Source organism: Pseudomonas kairouanensis (assembly GCF_004682055.1).
GTDB classification, from domain to species: domain Bacteria; phylum Pseudomonadota; class Gammaproteobacteria; order Pseudomonadales; family Pseudomonadaceae; genus Aquipseudomonas; species Aquipseudomonas kairouanensis.
Genome location: NZ_QUZU01000053.1, coordinates 23148 through 40236, shown reverse-complemented (window position 1 = coordinate 40236; position 17089 = coordinate 23148). Strand labels below are relative to the sequence as shown.

Annotated in this window: 21 protein-coding genes; 15 read left to right on the top strand and 6 right to left on the bottom strand. The window is 61.8% G+C overall.

What is annotated here, in order from left to right:
* The 4 genes from DYL59_RS27630 to DYL59_RS27615 form a co-directional block, all read left to right on the top strand.
* Positions 1-2082, top strand: a 2082-nt coding sequence (locus DYL59_RS27630) for a response regulator (RefSeq protein ID WP_135291994.1), incomplete at its 5' end; no start/stop codon positions are given.
* 92 nt (positions 2083-2174) lie between these two features.
* A complete protein-coding gene (locus DYL59_RS27625) occupies positions 2175-3164 on the top strand; it encodes a 2-hydroxyacid dehydrogenase (protein ID WP_135291993.1) in 990 nt (329 codons plus the stop codon).
* Positions 3165-3235: 71 nt separating this feature from the next.
* On the top strand, positions 3236-3676 hold the full coding sequence (locus DYL59_RS27620; protein WP_135291992.1) for a hypothetical protein: 441 nt from the start codon (positions 3236-3238) through the stop codon (positions 3674-3676).
* Positions 3673-4077, top strand: coding sequence for an META domain-containing protein (locus DYL59_RS27615; RefSeq protein ID WP_135291991.1), 405 nt, complete (start codon positions 3673-3675; stop codon positions 4075-4077). Before DYL59_RS27620 ends, DYL59_RS27615 begins: the two co-directional genes overlap by 4 nt.
* A gap of 142 nt (positions 4078-4219) precedes the next feature.
* On the opposite strand, the gene DYL59_RS27610 is transcribed toward DYL59_RS27615, so the two are convergent.
* Positions 4220-4681, bottom strand: a complete 462-nt coding sequence (locus DYL59_RS27610) for a TlpA family protein disulfide reductase (RefSeq protein WP_135291990.1) — start codon at positions 4679-4681, stop codon at positions 4220-4222.
* 115 nt (positions 4682-4796) lie between these two features.
* Between DYL59_RS27610 and arsC the strand changes: the two genes are divergently transcribed.
* Genes arsC through DYL59_RS27595 form a run of 3 tightly spaced genes read left to right on the top strand, consistent with a single transcriptional unit; the run spans position 4797 to position 6152 of the window.
* Complete coding sequence (gene arsC / locus DYL59_RS27605) at positions 4797-5150, top strand: arsenate reductase (glutaredoxin) (RefSeq protein ID WP_135291989.1); 354 nt, start codon at positions 4797-4799, stop codon at positions 5148-5150.
* Positions 5147-5761 (top strand): NAD(P)H:quinone oxidoreductase, encoded by a 615-nt coding sequence (gene wrbA, locus DYL59_RS27600; RefSeq protein ID WP_135291988.1) that lies wholly within the window; start codon positions 5147-5149, stop codon positions 5759-5761. The genes arsC and wrbA overlap by 4 nt, the downstream gene beginning before the upstream one ends.
* A complete protein-coding gene (locus DYL59_RS27595) occupies positions 5745-6152 on the top strand; it encodes a DUF2069 domain-containing protein (protein WP_135291987.1) in 408 nt (135 codons plus the stop codon). The genes wrbA and DYL59_RS27595 overlap by 17 nt, the downstream gene beginning before the upstream one ends.
* A 125-nt stretch (positions 6153-6277) precedes the next feature.
* Here the strand turns inward: DYL59_RS27595 and DYL59_RS27590 are convergent, their stop codons facing one another.
* Together DYL59_RS27590 and ttcA are read right to left on the bottom strand one after the other, a co-directional pair.
* Positions 6278-6949: a DNA-3-methyladenine glycosylase I gene (locus DYL59_RS27590; protein WP_135291986.1), complete on the bottom strand. Its 672-nt coding sequence runs from the start codon at positions 6947-6949 to the stop codon at positions 6278-6280.
* A 67-nt stretch (positions 6950-7016) separates the two neighbouring features.
* The gene (gene ttcA / locus DYL59_RS27585; RefSeq protein ID WP_135291985.1) at positions 7017-7841 is read right to left on the bottom strand and encodes a tRNA 2-thiocytidine(32) synthetase TtcA; all 825 of its coding nucleotides are present in this window, start codon (positions 7839-7841) and stop codon (positions 7017-7019) included.
* Between the two features lie 363 nt (positions 7842-8204).
* Between ttcA and DYL59_RS27580 the strand changes: the two genes are divergently transcribed.
* Both DYL59_RS27580 and DYL59_RS27575 read left to right on the top strand, forming a co-directional pair.
* Complete coding sequence (locus tag DYL59_RS27580) at positions 8205-8807, top strand: Yip1 family protein (protein WP_135291984.1); 603 nt, start codon at positions 8205-8207, stop codon at positions 8805-8807.
* 130 nt (positions 8808-8937) lie between these two features.
* Positions 8938-9432 (top strand): SprT family zinc-dependent metalloprotease, encoded by a 495-nt coding sequence (locus DYL59_RS27575; RefSeq protein ID WP_105522930.1) that lies wholly within the window; start codon positions 8938-8940, stop codon positions 9430-9432.
* Between the two features lie 105 nt (positions 9433-9537).
* Here DYL59_RS27575 and DYL59_RS27570 read toward each other — a convergent pair whose 3' ends face one another.
* Positions 9538-10701, bottom strand: a complete 1164-nt coding sequence (locus DYL59_RS27570; protein ID WP_135291983.1) for a CaiB/BaiF CoA transferase family protein — start codon at positions 10699-10701, stop codon at positions 9538-9540.
* 157 nt (positions 10702-10858) lie between these two features.
* On the opposite strand from DYL59_RS27570, the gene tusD reads away from it, so the two are divergent.
* The 6 genes from tusD (at position 10859) to DYL59_RS27540 (ending at position 14295) form a co-directional block, all read left to right on the top strand.
* Entirely contained in the window at positions 10859-11251 is a 393-nt protein-coding gene (gene tusD, locus DYL59_RS27565) for a sulfurtransferase complex subunit TusD (protein WP_135291982.1), read from the top strand.
* 1 nt (position 11252) lies between these two features.
* Positions 11253-11603, top strand: a complete 351-nt coding sequence (gene tusC / locus DYL59_RS27560) for a sulfurtransferase complex subunit TusC (RefSeq protein WP_135291981.1) — start codon at positions 11253-11255, stop codon at positions 11601-11603.
* The gene (gene tusB, locus DYL59_RS27555) at positions 11603-11881 is read left to right on the top strand and encodes a sulfurtransferase complex subunit TusB (RefSeq protein ID WP_135291980.1); all 279 of its coding nucleotides are present in this window, start codon (positions 11603-11605) and stop codon (positions 11879-11881) included. The genes tusC and tusB overlap by 1 nt, the downstream gene beginning before the upstream one ends.
* Entirely contained in the window at positions 11878-12213 is a 336-nt protein-coding gene (locus DYL59_RS27550) for a TusE/DsrC/DsvC family sulfur relay protein (RefSeq protein ID WP_135291979.1), read from the top strand. The genes tusB and DYL59_RS27550 overlap by 4 nt, the downstream gene beginning before the upstream one ends.
* The gene (locus DYL59_RS27545; RefSeq protein ID WP_135291978.1) at positions 12210-13211 is read left to right on the top strand and encodes a glycosyl transferase family protein; all 1002 of its coding nucleotides are present in this window, start codon (positions 12210-12212) and stop codon (positions 13209-13211) included. The genes DYL59_RS27550 and DYL59_RS27545 overlap by 4 nt, the downstream gene beginning before the upstream one ends.
* A gap of 88 nt (positions 13212-13299) precedes the next feature.
* Positions 13300-14295: a glutathione S-transferase family protein gene (locus DYL59_RS27540; protein ID WP_135291977.1), complete on the top strand. Its 996-nt coding sequence runs from the start codon at positions 13300-13302 to the stop codon at positions 14293-14295.
* A 107-nt stretch (positions 14296-14402) separates the two neighbouring features.
* On the opposite strand, the gene cysG is transcribed toward DYL59_RS27540, so the two are convergent.
* Together cysG and serS are read right to left on the bottom strand one after the other, a co-directional pair.
* The gene (gene cysG, locus DYL59_RS27535) at positions 14403-15797 is read right to left on the bottom strand and encodes a siroheme synthase CysG (protein ID WP_135291976.1); all 1395 of its coding nucleotides are present in this window, start codon (positions 15795-15797) and stop codon (positions 14403-14405) included.
* Positions 15798-17078, bottom strand: coding sequence for a serine--tRNA ligase (serS, locus tag DYL59_RS27530; protein WP_135291975.1), 1281 nt, complete (start codon positions 17076-17078; stop codon positions 15798-15800). It lies immediately after the preceding gene.
* Between the last annotated feature and the right edge of the window lie 11 nt (positions 17079-17089).

Here is a 17089-nt window from a genome sequence, read left to right as displayed (position 1 = left end):
CTGGACCAACTCGCCTCGGGCATCAACCGCATGGCTGAGACCCTGCAGAATGCCCAGGAAGAACTGCAGCACAGCATCGACCAGGCCACCGAGGACGTGCGCCAGAACCTGGAAACCATCGAGATCCAGAACATCGAGCTGGACCTGGCCCGCAAGGAAGCACTCGAAGCCAGCCGCATCAAGTCGGAGTTCCTGGCCAACATGAGCCATGAAATCCGCACGCCACTCAACGGCATTCTTGGCTTTACCCACTTGCTGCAAAAAAGCGAACTCACGCCGCGTCAGCTCGACTATTTGGGCACCATCGAAAAATCCGCCGACAACCTGCTGGGCATCATCAACGAGATCCTCGACTTCTCGAAGATCGAGGCCGGCAAGCTGGTGCTCGACAGCATCCCCTTCAACCTGCGTGACCTGCTGCAAGACACCCTGACCATCCTCGCCCCCGCCGCCCACGCCAAGCAGCTTGAGCTGGTCAGCCTGGTCTATCGGGACACCCCCCTGGCCCTGGTGGGCGACCCATTGCGCCTCAAGCAGATCCTCACCAACCTGATCAGCAACGCCATCAAGTTCACCCGCGAAGGCACCATCGTGGCCCGGGCGATGATCGAGGACGAGCAGGAAGACAGCGTGCAACTGCGCATCAGCGTGCAGGACACCGGCATCGGCCTGTCCAGCCAGGATGTGCGGGCGCTGTTCCAGGCGTTCAGCCAGGCAGACAACTCGCTGTCCCGCCAACCCGGCGGTACGGGCCTGGGGCTGGTGATTTCCAAGCGTTTGATCGAGCAGATGGGCGGCGAAATCGGCGTCGACAGCACGCCGGGGGAAGGCTCGGAATTCTGGATCAGCCTGAATTTGCCCAAGACCCGCGATGACGTCGAGGATCTGCCAAGCGCCCCACTGCTGGGTCATCGCGTGGCGGTCCTGGAAAACCACGAGCTTGCACGCCAGGCCCTGCAGCATCAACTGGAAGACTGCGGCCTGGAAGTCACGCCATTCAACACCCTGGAAAGCCTGACCAATGGCATCACCAGCGCCCACCAGACCGAGCAAGCCATCGACCTGGCGGTGCTCGGCGTGACGGCCAACGACATTCCGCCAGAACGCCTGAACCAGCACTTGTGGGACCTGGAACACCTGGGCTGCAAGGTGCTGGTGCTGTGCCCCACCACCGAGCAAATGCTGTTCAACCAATCGGTCCCCAACCCCAACAGCCAGTTGCAGGCCAAGCCGGCGTGCACCCGCAAGCTGCGTCGCGCCTTGTCCGACCTGATCAGCCCGCGCCCCTCACGCAGCGAGCCCGGCGAGCCATTGTCCAGCCGTGCCCCGCGAGTGCTGTGCGTGGACGACAACCCGGCGAACCTGCTGCTGGTACAAACCCTGCTGGAAGACATGGGCGCTCGGGTGCGCGCGGTAGAAAGCGGTTATGCCGCCGTCGATGCGGTGAAACAGGACACCTTCGACCTGGTGCTGATGGACGTGCAAATGCCCGGCATGGATGGTCGCCAGAGCACCGAGGCGATCCGTCAGTGGGAAAGCGAGCGCAATGGCACGCCACTGCCCGTCGTCGCCCTGACCGCCCACGCCATGGCCAATGAAAAACGCGCCCTGCTGCAAAGCGGCATGGACGATTACCTGACCAAGCCCATCAGCGAGCGGCAACTGGCCCAGGTGGTGCTGAAGTGGACCGGCCTGGCCCTGCGCAACCAGAGCCCCGACCGGGTCGCCGAGGGCGTTGGTACAGGCGCGCAACTGCCCGTACTGGACCATGAAGAAGGCCTGCGCCTGGCCGCCGGCAAGACCGACTTGGCGGCCGATATGCTTGCCATGCTGCTGGCGTCCCTGGAAGCCGATCGCCTGGCCATTGCCATCGCCCGCGACGCCAATGACAACAACGCACTGATCGAACGCGTCCACCGCCTCCACGGTGCCACGCGTTACTGTGGCGTGCCGCAACTGCGCGCCGCTTGCCAACGGGCCGAAACGCTGCTCAAGCAGGACGATGCCAAGGCCCTGGCGGCGCTGGATGAACTGGATGTTGCCATTACCCGGCTGGCCGGTGAGGCGCGGGTGAGTGCCTGAAACCTTAGGAGTGATGCTGACCTGTGGGAGGGGCAAGCCGACTTCCCACAAGGACGGTTATTCTCACGTTGTAAATTGCAGGGAGCTTTTCAATGCGCGTGATTCTTTTCAGCAGCCAAACCTACGACCGCGACAGCTTTCTCGGCGAGCCATTGCCACCCGGCGTTGAGCTGCAATTCCAACCGGCACGGCTGAACCTCGACACCGTGGCCCTGGCCGAACACCACCAAGTGGTCTGCCCCTTTATCAATGACGACCTCAGCGCCCCCGTGCTGGAGCTCCTGGCCAAAGGCGGCACGCGGCTGATCGCGCTGCGCTCGGCCGGGTATAACCATGTAGACCTGGCCGCCGCCAGGCGCCTGGGCCTGGCCGTGGTGCGCGTACCGGCCTATTCGCCTCACGCCGTGGCAGAACACGCCGTGGCGCTGATCCTGGCCCTCAACCGCCGCCTGCACCGCGCCTACAACCGCACCCGCGATGGCGATTTCAGCCTGCATGGCCTTACCGGTTTCGACCTGGTGGGCAAGACCGTCGGCGTGGTCGGCACCGGTCAGATCGGCGCCACGTTCGCCAAGATCATGGCGGGGTTCGGCTGCCAGTTGCTGGCCTACGACCCCTTCCCCAACCCGCAGGTGCTGGCCCTTGGCGCCCGTTACGTAAGCCTGCCGGAGTTGCTGGCCCAGGCGCAGATCATCAGCCTGCATTGCCCACTCACCGCCGACAGCAAGCACCTGATCAACGCCGCCTCCCTGGCCCATATGCAGCCCGGCGCCATGCTGATCAATACCGGTCGCGGCGGCCTGGTGGACACACCGGCACTGATCGAAGCCCTCAAGGACGGCCAACTCGGTTACCTGGGCCTGGATGTGTACGAAGAGGAGGCGCAGTTGTTCTTCGAGGACCGCTCCGACCTGCCCCTGCAAGACGACGTGCTCGCGCGGCTGCTGACCTTCCCCAATGTGATCATCACCGCCCACCAGGCATTCCTCACCCGCGAGGCCCTGGCGGCGATTGCAGGCACTACCCTGGCCAACATCGCCGCATGGGCCGATGGCCAGGCGCAGAACCTGGTCGAAGGTTGATCAGCGGTCACATACCAGGCGCATGATGGGCCGGCACCCGTGATAGGATGCCGCGCCTATTTGGAGGATCCATGGCCGAACACGATTTCCGCTTCAGCTTGCTGAGCCCGCAACACACCCTGATTGAATGCCGCGCCCTGGTGCCAGGCCGTTACCAGATCACTGGCAACGGTGGTTCGATCAAGCATGGCGACGTATTGATCGTCACCCTGCGCGGCAGTAAAACCCTGTCGATGCGCCTGACGGTCGAAGGTGACGCACGTTACTCCATTCGCCCGGCGGGCCAGTGGGTCGCCATGGCCCAGGGGCCCAAATTCGGCGAGCTTGAGATTCACACCTGGAAGGTCAACTGCGACAGCTGCGATGCCGTGCTGGAGTTTGAATTCGCGGTAGAAACCAAGCTCACCAAAGAGCCGCTGCAACCGGCCGCCAACGCACGTATCAAAGAGCTTGGCTGGTCCAGCGAAGGCGACAAGCACCGCTGCCCGAAATGCCAGAAGGCCGCGCAATGAAAGGCCTGCTTCTGCTCGCCGCCCTTGGCGTCGGCCTGACTGGTTGCGCCGGGGATGCGGTCAAGCTCAAGCAGGATCACAGCTACGTAGTGGAATGGATCGGTGAACGGCCGCTGATGGACTACGCGCACCTGACGGTCACCCTTGGCGCCGATGGCCGTGCCTATGGCAATGGCGGCTGCAACCATTGGTTCGCGCCGTACACCCTAGAGGGCGACAAGCTCAGCTTCGGCAAGATCGGCAGCACCCGCAAACTCTGCGCCGAGGCGTTGATGGAGCAGGAACATCGCTTCTTCCAGGCCTTGCAAGGCGTGCAGCGCTGGGACATCTCGCCGATCGAGCAGACGCGCTTCTGGCCTGCTGAAGGCAAGCCGATTCGCTTGTGGCTTGAAGAAGGCTGACAACACCAACCTCAGGTCTGATCGAGGTCAAAAATGTGGGAGCGGGCTTGCTCGCGAAAGCGGTGGATCAGTCACAACATCTTTGACTGACACGGCGCATTCGCGAGCAAGCCCGCTCCCACATTGGTTTTGTTTTGTTGCGTTAACCGCGCAGTGCCTTCAGTTTTGCAATCACCCCTTCCGCCGTCTGCTCCCCCATCAACTGTTCGCGCACCTTGCCCTTGTCATCAATGATGTAGGTCACCGGTAACGCTTCGCTGCGGGGAATCTCGAAAATGTCCTCCGGGTTCTGCGCCAGCACGGTGAACTTGATCCCCAGTTTCTCACTGGCGGCCTTCAGCTCATCGCCCTGCACATTGTCGAAGTTCACCCCGAACACGCCGACGTTCTGCCCTTTCAACTGCTCCGCCAAGGCATTGAGTTCGGGAATTTCCGTGCGGCACGGCCCGCACCATTCAGCCCAGTAGTTGACCACCACCCATTGTTTGTCCAGGCGCTCGGCCGCGACTTTCTGGCCATATTGGTCAACGCCGTAATCGTTACCGCAGCCGCTGAGCAGCAGGGTGGTGATGATCGTCAATGCACCGATCAATTGCCTGGTCATGGGGTATTCCTTCGTAAAAATGAACGTTGGCTGCGACCTATCGCCTCTTACGGTTTAAGGTCGGCGCGCTGCGCGGGTAGAATACCCGCCACCTTACGCAAGATGCGACCCGCACATGACCGATCTGACGCTTTATCACAACCCGCGCTGCTCGAAATCCCGCGGTGCGCTGGAACTGCTCGAAGCCCGCGGCCTTACCCCGACCGTGGTGCGCTACCTGGAAACCCCGCTGGACGCCGCGCAATTAAAAGCGCTGCTCGCCAAACTGGGCCTCAGCGCACGCCAGTTGCTGCGCACCGGCGAAGACGAATACAAAACCCTCAACCTGGCCGACGCCAGCCTGAGTGAAGCGCAACTGGTCGCCGCTATCGCCGCGCACCCAAAGTTGATGGAGCGCCCGGTCCTGGAAACCGCCGATAAAGCCATCATTGGCCGCCCACCCGAGAACGTGCTGGAGATCCTGCCGTGACGACGCCGTATGTGCTGGTGCTGTATTACAGCCGCAATGGTTCGGTCAGCGAAATGGCCCGGCAGATTGCCCGGGGCATCGAGCAAGGCGGCATGGAGGCGCGACTGCGCACCGTACCGGCCATCTCCAGCGAGTGCGAAGCCGTGGCGCCAAGCATCCCGGATGAAGGCGCGCTGTATGCCAGCATCGACGACCTGAAACACTGCTCGGCCCTGGCCCTGGGCAGCCCGACCCGCTTCGGCAACATGGCGGCGCCGCTCAAGTACTTTATCGACGGCACCAGCAACCTGTGGCTTACCGGCGCCTTAGTCGGCAAACCGGCCGGGGTGTTCACCTCCACCGCCAGCCTGCACGGCGGTCAGGAAACCACCCTGATGTCGATGCTGTTGCCGTTGCTGCACCACGGCATGCTGATCACCGGCCTGCCCTACAGCGAACAGGCCCTGCTCGACACCAAAGGCGGTGGGACACCCTACGGCGCCAGCCACCACGCGGGGCCGGATGGCAAGCGCATGCTCGACCCACACGAAATCGCTCTGTGCCGTGCCCTGGGCCTGCGCCTGGCCAACACCGCCACCTTGCTGGAGGGCGGTCGTGGCCAGGAAGCCTAAGGTGTTGCCGCCCCAGGCGTGGCTCGAACCACGGGTGAAGCTGGCACGCGCACTGAGCCTGCTGGCGTTTTTCGCCCTGGTGGGTTTGCTCTGCGGCTATTACCTGTTCGTCGCCGACCTGCACGGTGCGCGCCCGTGGGTGATCCTGTTGGTCGAACTGGTGCCGCTGCTGGTGCTGGCGCCCGGCATGCTGCTGGGCAGTGCGCGCGGGCATTCGTGGATGTGTTTTGCGGTGAACCTGTATTTCATCAAGGGCGCGTTGGCGGCCTATGACCCGAACCGGCAGTGGTTCGGGGTGTTGGAGATGGTGGCGAGTCTGGCGGTGTTTTGTACGGCGTTGCTGTATGTGCGCTGGCGGCATCAGTTGAGTCGGCGACTCGCTGAGGCCTGATAGAGCTGTAGTGCCCGTCAGGCAGCCTTCGCGAGCAAGCCCGCTCCCACATTTGACCGCATTTCAACTGAAGCAAATCGGTCAAATGTGGGAGCGGGCTTGCTCGCGAAGGCATCACCTCGGTCTCAATGATTCACCGTATAAGCCAGCATCATCGACAGCTGACACATCGGCCGCCCACTCTCGGCATGCCACTGGTTAAAGGCCCCCTGAACCGTCGCCAGGTCGCGCAAACTGGTGGGCGCCTTGTCGACGATCTTCTGTGCATTCAACGCCGCCACCACGTCATAACTGGGCACAAAGGTGTCCTTGCCTACCATGCGCAAAAAGCGCGGCGCCGACAGCCCACCCAACTGATGGCCATGCTTGCTCAGGTACTTCCACAACCCCACGATATCGGTCACCGGCCAATCGGCGATAAACGCGCCGAAGCTGCCCTTCTCCTGGGCAATATCCAGGATCATCTGCGCATTGCGCGGCACGCTCTTGAGCTTGCCCAGGTGGCGGATGATGCTGGTGTCCTGCATCAGCCGCTCCAGGTGCTCGGCGCCCATCAGCACGACTTTTTCCGGATCGAAGCCGAAGAACACTTTCTCGAACGCCGGCCACTTGGCGTCCACCACGCTGTGCTTGAGGCCCGCGCGAAACACCCGCAGCGCCAGGGTCGACAAATAGCGGTCATCACTGATCTTGCGCAACTGCGCCGGGGTATTGGGCACCGGCAGGTGGGCTTCCAACTCGGCCGCCGAACCGAAGCGGTTCAGACAATATTCGTGCAGCCACTTGTAATCGCGCATGCCCTCTCCTGGGGATTCAAATAGAAACGGCGCCCATGAGCGCCGTCTTTCAGAGCGTTGAAGAACCTTAGAGGTTCACTACATTGACGAAGCGCGACGCGGCACTCTCATCGATCTTGAGGCTGGTGAAGTCAAACAGGTTGCGGTCAGCCAACTGCGAAGGCTGCACGTTCTGCAGGCTGCGGAAGATGCTTTCGGTACGACCCGGGGTCTTGCGCTCCCAGTCCACCAGCATCTCCTTGACCACCTGGCGCTGCAGGTTCTCCTGGGAGCCGCACAGGTTGCACGGGATGATCGGGAACTGCTTGAGGTCGGAGTAGGCCTGGATGTCCTTTTCGTTGCAATACGCCAGCGGGCGGATCACCACGTTACGCCCGTCATCGGCCCGCAGCTTGGGCGGCATGGCCTTGAGGGAACCGTTGAAGAACATGTTGAGGAAGAAGGTTTCGACGATATCGTCGCGGTGATGCCCCAGGGCCATCTTGGTTGCGCCGATCTCGTCGGCAAAGGTGTAGAGCGTGCCACGGCGCAGGCGCGAGCACAGCGAGCAGGTGGTCTTGCCCTCCGGGATCAGTTCCTTGACCACCGAATAGGTGTCTTTTTCGACGATGTGGTATTCGACGCCCAGCTCTTTCAAGTAGGCCGGCAGCACGTGCTCGGGAAAACCGGGTTGTTTCTGGTCCATGTTGACGGCAACGATCTCAAACTTGATCGGTGCAACCTTTTGCAGGTGCAGCAGCACGTCGAGCATGGTGTAGCTGTCTTTGCCGCCGGAGAGGCAGACCATGACCTTGTCGCCGTCCTCGATCATATTGAAATCGGCGACCGCTTCACCGGCCAGGCGACGCAGGCGTTTTTGCAGTTTGTTCTGGTTGACCGTAAGAGTGCCCATGGCGCTTGGATCCGCTAGAGGTGTGTGACGAAAAGCCGGGTATTTTACCGATGTCGGCTGTCCACATTCAATGTGGGAGGGGGCTTGCCCCCGATGGCGGTGTATCAGTTGTAGATTATGTGGCTGAATCACCGCTATCGGGGGCAAGCCCCCTCCCACATTGGTCAGCATTCCAAACAACAGACCGCGCCGCGATTAGCGCCCGTGTTTACAGCGCAATTCGCTCTAAAGACCCTACAGTTATTCCGGCCATCCCTTCCTATACTGCGACTTGAGGTCGCACATCTATCCAGACCTTTCAGGCCAATTGGCCCGTGGGCGCTCCGATGGGGGGCGATGGTAATTACGACAGGAGTGACTGGCATGATCCATCACGTCGTGGGGCTGTTTACCCATCCCGACCAGGAATGGCGGGAAATCCGTGGCGATAAAGAAGAAAGCATCGGCCACATGTACCTCACTCACACACTGATCCTCGCGGCGATCCCCGCCGTATCCGCCTTTATCGGCACCACCCAGGTCGGCTGGGTCATTGGCAACCGCTCGCCGGTGATGCTGACCCAGGAAAGCGCATTGTGGATGACCATCATGTCCTATGTCGCCATGCTGGGCGGCGTGGCGGTGATGGGCGCGTTCATTCACTGGATGGCCCGCACCTACGATGCCAACCCCAGCATGGCGCGCTGCGTGGCCTTTGCCACCTATACCGCGACACCGCTGTTTATCGGCGGGCTGGCAGCGCTGTACCCGCATATGTGGCTGGGCATGGTCGTGGGCACGGCGGCGATCTGCTACACGGTGTACCTGTTGTACGTGGGGTTGCCGACCTTCATGAGCATCGACCCGGATGAGGGTTTCCTGTTTTCCAGCTCGGTCCTGGCGGTAGGCCTGGTGGTGCTGGTGGCAATCATGGCGTTTACCGTGATCGTCTGGGGCCTGGGCGTCGGCCCGATCTACACCAACTAAGCGGTTTCCAACCCGTGAGCAAGGCCACCGCAAGGTGGCTTTGTGCGTGATGCATGACCATTCGGCGCCTGACAGATTCGGAAACACCCGGCTTTGCGGCATACTGGGCGCCTCTGGAGATATGTACAGCATGCCCGAGCAACTCAATACCCGCGTCGAAGATTGTTTCCTACAAGCCGAATCCTTTTTCAAACGAAGCTTCAAACGCCCCCAGGTCAGCCTCAAGCTGCGGGGCCAGAAGGCTGGTGTCGCGCATTTGCACGAGAACCTGCTGCGCTTCAACCCACAGTTGTACCGTGAAAACAGCCAACACTTTCTGAAACAGACCGTGGCCCATGAAGTGGCGCATTTGATTGCCCACCAATTGTTTGGCGAGCGCATCCAGCCCCATGGTGAGGAATGGCAATTGATCATGCGCGGGGTTTATGAACTGCCGCCGGACCGTTGCCACACTTATGAAGTGAAGCGCCGCCAGGTGACCCGCTATATCTACCGGTGCCCGTGTGCGGACAGCGACTTTCCGTTTTCGTCACAGCGCCATGGGCTGGTAGCTCAGGGGCGGCGGTATTTGTGTCGGCGGTGTCGGCAGACCTTGGTGTTTACCGGGGAAACTCGGGTGGAGTGAGGGCCCCTTCGCGAGCAAGCCCGCTCCCACATTTGATCGGTGATCAACCTGACAACGCGGTCGAATGTGGGAGCGGACTTGCTCGCGAAAGCGCCGGCCCAGGCGCTACCCAACGACTTTGGCTCGCCGCAGCTCGGCTATCCGCTGAGCACTCATCCCCAGCGCCGCCAACACCTCATCACTGTGCGCCCCCACCGCCACCCCAATGTGCCGTGGCTCCGGCAGGCCATCAGAAAATTTCAGCGGGCAGGCCAACTGCGCCTGAGTCGAACCATCGCCGCGAGGCACTTGGCTGACCAACTCGCGCGCCTTCAACTGTGGGTGCTCCACAGCCTCACTCAGGCTCAACACCGGCTCGACACACGCATCCACGCCCGCGAACAACTCGCATAGTTCATCGAAACTGCGTTTTTCAAACTCGACTTGCAGCGCAACCTTGAGTTCGGGCGACAACCCCAGCGCCGCCAACTCCGGCCGCCCCAATGCCGCGCAGAGCTGCTGCATAAACCCGGGTTCCAGGCTGCCCACCGACATCCAGCGCCCGTCCCGGGTGCGGTAGTAATCATAGAAACTGCCGCCATTGAGCACCTGTGCCTCCCGTTGCGGCTCCACCCCACAGGCCAGGTAACCCGCGCCGGCCATGGCGTTCAGGCTGAACGAGCAATCCGTCATGCTCACGTCAAGGTGCTGCCCCACCCCACTCTGCTGCCGGGCAATCACGGCCGCCAATAACCCCACCACCGCATGCAATGAACCACCCCCCACATCCGCCAACTGCACGCCAAGGGGCAACGGCCCGCTGTCCTGGCGCCCGGTATAGCTGGCCACGCCGGCCAGTGCCAGGTAGTTGATATCGTGCCCGGCACGGTCCTTATAAGGGCCGGTCTGGCCGTAGCCGGTAATCGAGACATAAATCAACCGGGGATTGATCGCCTTCAACGCCTCGTAACCCAAGCCCAGGCGTTCCATGACGCCGGGCCGGAACTGCTCCAGGACAATGTCGTAGTCCTTGACCAGCGCGCGGACGATCTCCAGCGCCTCGGTCTGCTTGAGGTCCAGCCCCAGGCTGCGTTTATTGCGATTGAGATAGGCATGACTGGCCGAAACGCCCTGATCATGCGGCGGCAACACCCGCAGCAAGTCCATGCGCGTGGGAGACTCGATGCGCAGCACCTCGGCGCCCATGTCCGCCAGCATCAAGGATGCAAACGGGCCGGGCAGCAAGGTGGAAAAGTCCAGCACTTTGAGGGACGCCAAGGGACCTGACATGAGCACTCCGATTCCGTTTCGATTGCCCACAGACTAGGCAGCCTTGGTCCTACCGGCAATCGTCAGATCGATCAACAACAGTGACCGTTTTGATCGCGGCGGGCTTTTTCATGACGACGGCTTTATCATTGCCCCACGTTTACCTGCAGAGTGTTCCATGAAGTTTGCCATAGCCCTGTTTTCCGCAGCCCACGCGCCCTCCTCGCGCCGCGCCCTGCTGTTTGCCCAGGCCGCATTGGCTGGCGGGCACGAGATTGTGCGGCTGTTTTTCTACCAGGATGGCGTGTACAGCGTGTCCAACAACATCGTTGCGCCCCAGGACGAGCAGGACATCGCCCGTCAATGGCGCGAGTTCGTCAGCCAGCACCGGCTCGATGGCGTGGTGTGCATTGCGGCCGCCTTGCGCCGTGGCGTGCTCAACACCGAAGAAGCCACGCGCTACCAGCGCAGCGCCGTGAACCTGGATGCGCCGTGGGCGTTGTCGGGCCTGGGGCAATTGCATGACGCCGTCCAAACGGCCGACCGCCTGATCTGCTTTGGAGGGCCGTGACATGTCCAAATCCTTATTGGTGATCAGCCGCCAGGCCCCCTGGGCCGGGCCCAGTGCGCGTGAAGCCCTGGATATCGTGCTGGCCGGCGGCGCCTTCGACCTGCCGATTGGCCTGCTGTTCATGGATGACGGCGTGTTCCAGCTCGCCCCGCACCAGAACGCCAAGGCCGTGCAACAAAAAGACCTCAGCGCCAACCTGCAGGCATTGGGGCTGTTCGGCATCGACGATGTCTTTGTCTGCCGCCACAGCATGGCCATGCGCGGATTGACGCCGCCGACGGAGGCGCAACCGTTGAGCAACGACGCCATTTCCCAATTGATCGACCGCTACGACCAGGTGATTACCCTCTGATGTCGACTTTACATGTGGTGTCTCACTCCCCGTTTTCCGATAACCGCCTCGACAGCTGCCTGCGCATCTGCGGCGCCGAGGACGCGATCCTGCTATGTGGCGACGGCGCCTACGGGCTGCACGCCCCCGCCCTGCACACCAAAGGCGTGAAGGTGTTTGTACTGGCCGAAGACATGCAGGCGCGCAACCTGCCCTTACCGGACTGGGCCGACAGCGTGGACTACCCCGGTTTCGTGCAACTGTCGCTCGACTACGACAAGGTCAACAGCTGGCTATGAACACCCTGACCGTTGGCGAACGCACCCTTGAACTGGACAAGGACGGCTACCTTGTCGACTTGAACGACTGGACCGTCGAGGTCGCCCAGGCACTGGCCGCCGCCGAACCGCTGGCGTTGACGCCCGATCACTGGGAAATCCTCGAACTGCTGCGCGGTTTCTACGCCGAGTTCCAGCTTTCCCCGGCCACGCGCCCGCTGATCAAGTACACCGCCTTGAAGCTGGGCCCGGAAAAGGGCAACAGCCTGCACCTCAACAAACTGTTCAACGGCACTCCCGCCAAACTCGCCGCCAAGCTGGCGGGCCTGCCCAGGCCGACGAATTGCTTATGACCGACTTCGCCCCACTGACCCTTCAAACCCCCGACGAGCACCCGTTCGCGCAGTTCGTGCGCATCCTGGGCAAAGGCAAGCGCGGCGCGCGCAACCTCACCCGCGAGGAAGCCCGCGAAGCCATGGGCATGCTGCTCGATGAAAAAGTCGAAGATACCCAGCTCGGCGCCTTCCTGATGCTGCTGCGTCACAAGGAAGAAAGCCCGGAAGAACTCGCCGGCTTCACCCAAGCCGTGCGCGAGCGCCTAAGGGCACCGGCGCTGAACGTGGATGTAGACTGGCCCACCTACGCCGGCAAGAAACGCCACCTGCCCTGGTACCTGCTGGCGGCCAAGTGCCTGGCGCAAAATGGCGTGCGTATCCTGATGCACGGCGGCGGCGCCCACACGGCGGGTCGGTTGTACACCGAGCAATTGCTGGAGGGCCTGCAGATCCCGTTGTGCCGCAACTGGCAGCAGGTCGAATCCGCTTTCGAGCAAGGTAACCTGGCATTCATCCCGCTGGGGGACTGGGCGCCGCAGCTGCAACGCATGATCGACCTGCGCAACACCCTGGGCCTGCGCTCGCCCATCCACTCCCTGGCTCGCCTGCTTAACCCGCTGAACGCGCGCCTGGGCCTGCAAAGCATTTTCCACCCCGGCTACCAGGGCGTGCACCGCGATGCCAGCGGCCTGCTGGGGGACAACGTGATTGTGGTCAAGGGCGACGGCGGCGAAATCGAGATCAACCCCGACAGCGCCAGTCACCTGTATGGCACCACCGGTGGCGAAAGCTGGGATGAAGAGTGGCCCGCCCTGTCCGCCCAACGCCATGTCAAACCGGCCACCTTGGAGCCCGAGCATTTGAAAGCGCTGTGGCGCGGTGACGTTGAGGACAGCTACCCACAACTGGCACTGATTGCCACGATGGCGCTGGCCTTGCGCGGCCTTGGCCATTCCCGCGAGCAAGCGTTCGTACTGGCCCAGCAATACTGGGACGCTCGGGACAAATCGATTTAATCGATAATTAACCCGCAGTCTTTGCGCTTTTAAATCGAACCTATCCCTTTAGACTGGTCTCCAACGTTTATTAGTTGAGGAGCCAGTCATGGGTTTGCTGATCGAAGGACACTGGAAAGACCAGTGGTACGAAAGTAGCGCAGACGGCGCTTTCCAGCGCGAACAGGCGCAACGCCGCAACTGGGTCACCGCCGACGGCGCGCCTGGCCCCAGCGGCGAAGGCGGCTTCAAGGCCGAGGCCGGCCGTTACCACCTGTATGTGTCCCTCGCTTGCCCGTGGGCCCACCGCACCCTGATCATGCGCAAGCTCAAGGGCCTGGAAAGCCTGATCGACGTGTCCGTGGTCAGTTGGTTGATGCTGGAAAACGGCTGGACCTTCGACAAGGCCTGCGGCTCCAGCGGTGACGCCCTCGATGACTTTGCCTTCATGCATCAACGCTACACCGCCGATACCGCCGACTACACCGGCCGCGTCACCGTGCCCGTGCTGTGGGACAAGCAGCTCAACCGTATCGTCAGCAATGAATCGGCAGAGATCATCCGCATGTTCAACAGCGCGTTTAACGGGTTGACCGGTAATACCCTGGACTTCTACCCCGAGGCGCTGCGCCCGACTATCGATACCCTGAACGAGCGTATCTACCCCGCCGTGAACAACGGCGTGTACCGCGCAGGCTTTGCCACTTCGCAGCAGGCGTATGAAAGCGCTTTTGATGATGTGTTTGCCGAGTTGGATTACCTGGAGCATCACCTGGGCGATCACCGCTACCTGGCAGGTGAGTACCTCACCGAAGCCGATGTGCGCCTGTTCACCACGCTGATTCGTTTTGATGCGGTGTATTACGGGCACTTCAAATGCAATTTGCGCAGAATTGCCGATTATCCGAATTTATCGAACTGGCTGAGGGAGCTGTATCAGTGGCCAGGCGTGGCCGAGACGGTGGATTTTGAACACATCAAGGGGCATTACTATGCCAGCCACCGCACAATCAATCCGACGGGGATTGTGCCGAAGGGGCCGTTGCAGGGGTTTGATGCAGCGCATGATCGACAAAAGCTAAGCGGCAAAAGTGTACAAAACTAACCTGTAGGAGCGAGCTTGCTCGCGAAGAACCCAAAAATAACGCGGGCCTTCAGAAGGCCCGCGTTTTCGTTGGCGATTTTCGCGAGCAAGCTCGCTTCTGCAAAGGTTCAGATTTGGGACTGAGCGCCTTCAAACCACTTGAGCTTCTCGCGCAACACCACCACTTCACCAACGATCACCAGTGTCGGCGCATGCACTTCATGCTCCGCCACCATGCGCGGCAAGTCTGCCAACGTGCCGGTAAACACCCGCTGGTTGGAAGTGGTGCCCTGCTGGATCAACGCCGCCGGGGTATCCGCCGCGCGTCCGTGCTGGATCAACTGTTCGCAGATGATCGGCAAGCCAATCAAGCCCATGTAGAACACCAGGGTCTGCGACGGCCCCACCAGGTCATGCCAAGGCAGGTCCGATGTGCCGTCCTTCAAATGCCCGGTGATGAAGCGTACCGATTGCGCATAGTCGCGGTGAGTCAGCGGAATCCCGGCGTACGCCGCGCAGCCGCTGGCCGCGGTGATACCCGGCACCACCTGGAACGGGATGCCATGGGCCGCCAGTTCCTCGATCTCTTCGCCACCACGCCCAAAGATAAACGGGTCGCCACCCTTGAGGCGCAGCACGCGCTTGCCTTGCTTGGCCAGGTCCACCAGTTGCTGGTTGATCTGGTCCTGGGGCACAGCATGGTCGGCGCGACGCTTGCCGACGTACACGCGCTCGGCGTCTCGGCGGCAAAGCTCCAGAATGGCCGGTGCGACCAGGCGGTCGTATAGCACCACATCGGCTTGCTGCATCAGACGTAGCGCGCGAAAGGTCAGCAGGTCCGGATCACCGGGGCCTGCACCCACCAGGTAAACCTCGCCCGGTGCGTATGGCGGTGCGCCGTTGACCTTCTCGACCAGCAAACGCTCGGCCTCTGCACCCTGCCCGGCCAATTGACGATCGGCAATCGGGCCTTGGAACACGTCTTCCCAGAATGCACGTCGTTGCTGCACATCCGGGTACAAACCTTTGACCTGGGCACGAAACCGCGCCGCCAACCCGGCCAACTGGCCATAGGTGGACGGAATCCAGGTTTCCAGCTTGGCGCGGATCAAGCGCGCCAGCACCGGCGCATCGCCGCCGCTGGACACGGCAATCACCAACGGCGAACGGTCGACAATTGCCGGGAAGATCACGCTGCACAGGGCTGGCGCGTCCACCACATTGACCGGCACGCAACGACGCTTGGCATCGCTGGACACCTGGGCATTGAGCGATTCATCGTCGGTGGCGGCGATGATCAGGGTGCAACCGTCAAGGTCGGCTTCCTGATAACCGCGCAGAATCAATTCCCCGCCACTGCCCAGTACCAACTCATTGAGTTGGTCTTCGATCTGGGGAGCAACCACCCGCAGCAACGCGCCGGCGTCGGCCAGCAGCCGGGATTTGCGCAAGGCAATCTCCCCGCCACCGACGACCAACACACGACTGCCGCGCAGGTTATGAAACAGCGGCAGAAATTCCATTTAGCCGATGACCTCAACGCCCGCCATGTACGGCTTGAGCACTTCAGGTACGCGGATGGAACCGTCAGCCTGCTGATAGTTTTCCAGCACGGCCACCAGGGTGCGACCTACAGCCAGGCCCGAACCGTTGAGGGTGTGCACCAGCTCCGGCTTGCCGGTTTCCGGGTTGCGGAAACGCGCCTGCATGCGACGGGCCTGGAAATCACCGCAGTTGGAGCACGACGAGATCTCGCGGTACTTGTCCTGGCTCGGCACCCACACTTCGAGGTCGTAGGTCTTCACGGCGCTGAAACCCATGTCGCCGGTGCACAGCGCCAACACGCGGTACGGCAGCTCCAGCAGTTGCAGCACGCGCTCAGCGTTGGCGGTCAGGCCTTCAAGGGCGTCCATGGACGTCGATGGCTCGACGATCTGCACCATCTCCACCTTGTCGAACTGGTGCTGGCGGATCATGCCGCGCGTATCGCGGCCCGATGCACCGGCTTCGCTACGGAAGCACGGGCTGTGGGCGACGAATTTCAACGGCAGCTCTTTAGCGTCGAGGATCTCGCCGGACACAATGTTGGTCAGCGACACTTCGGCGGTCGGGATCAGGTACAGGTCAGCTTCGCCTTCGCGGCTGATCTTGAACAGGTCTTCCTCGAACTTCGGCAACTGGCTGGTGCCCATCAGCGCCGGGGCCTGCACCAGGTACGGCGTGTAGGCTTCTTCGTAGCCATGCTCGGCGGTATGCAGGTTGATCATGAACTGCGCCAGGGCGCGATGCAGGCGCGCCACCGGGCCGCGCAGCAAGGAGAAACGCGCGCCGGACATCTTGGCGGCGGTTTCAAAATCCAGGCCACCGGTCAATTCGCCCAGGGCAACGTGGTCCTTGATCGGAAAATCAAAGGCTTTTGGCGTGCCCCAGCGGCGCACTTCGACGTTGCCGTCTTCGTCTTCACCCACCGGCACGGACTCGTGCGGGATATTGGGGATGCCCAGCAGGATCGAATCCAGCTCGGACTGAATACCTTCCAGCTCGACTTTACCGTCGGACAACTCGGTGCCCATGCGCTCGACGTCCGCCATCAACGGCGCGATGTCTTCGCCGCGCTGCTTGGCCTGACCGATGGATTTGGAACGGGCATTACGCTCAGCCTGCAGTGCTTCGGTGCGGGTCTGGACGGTCTTGCGCTGTTCTTCCAGCGCTTCGATGCGCGCAACATCCAGGGCAAAGCCACGGGAAGCCAGGCGGTCCGCTACGTCCTGAAGGTTGCTACGTAACAGTTTGGAATCGAGCATGTCGGTCTCTC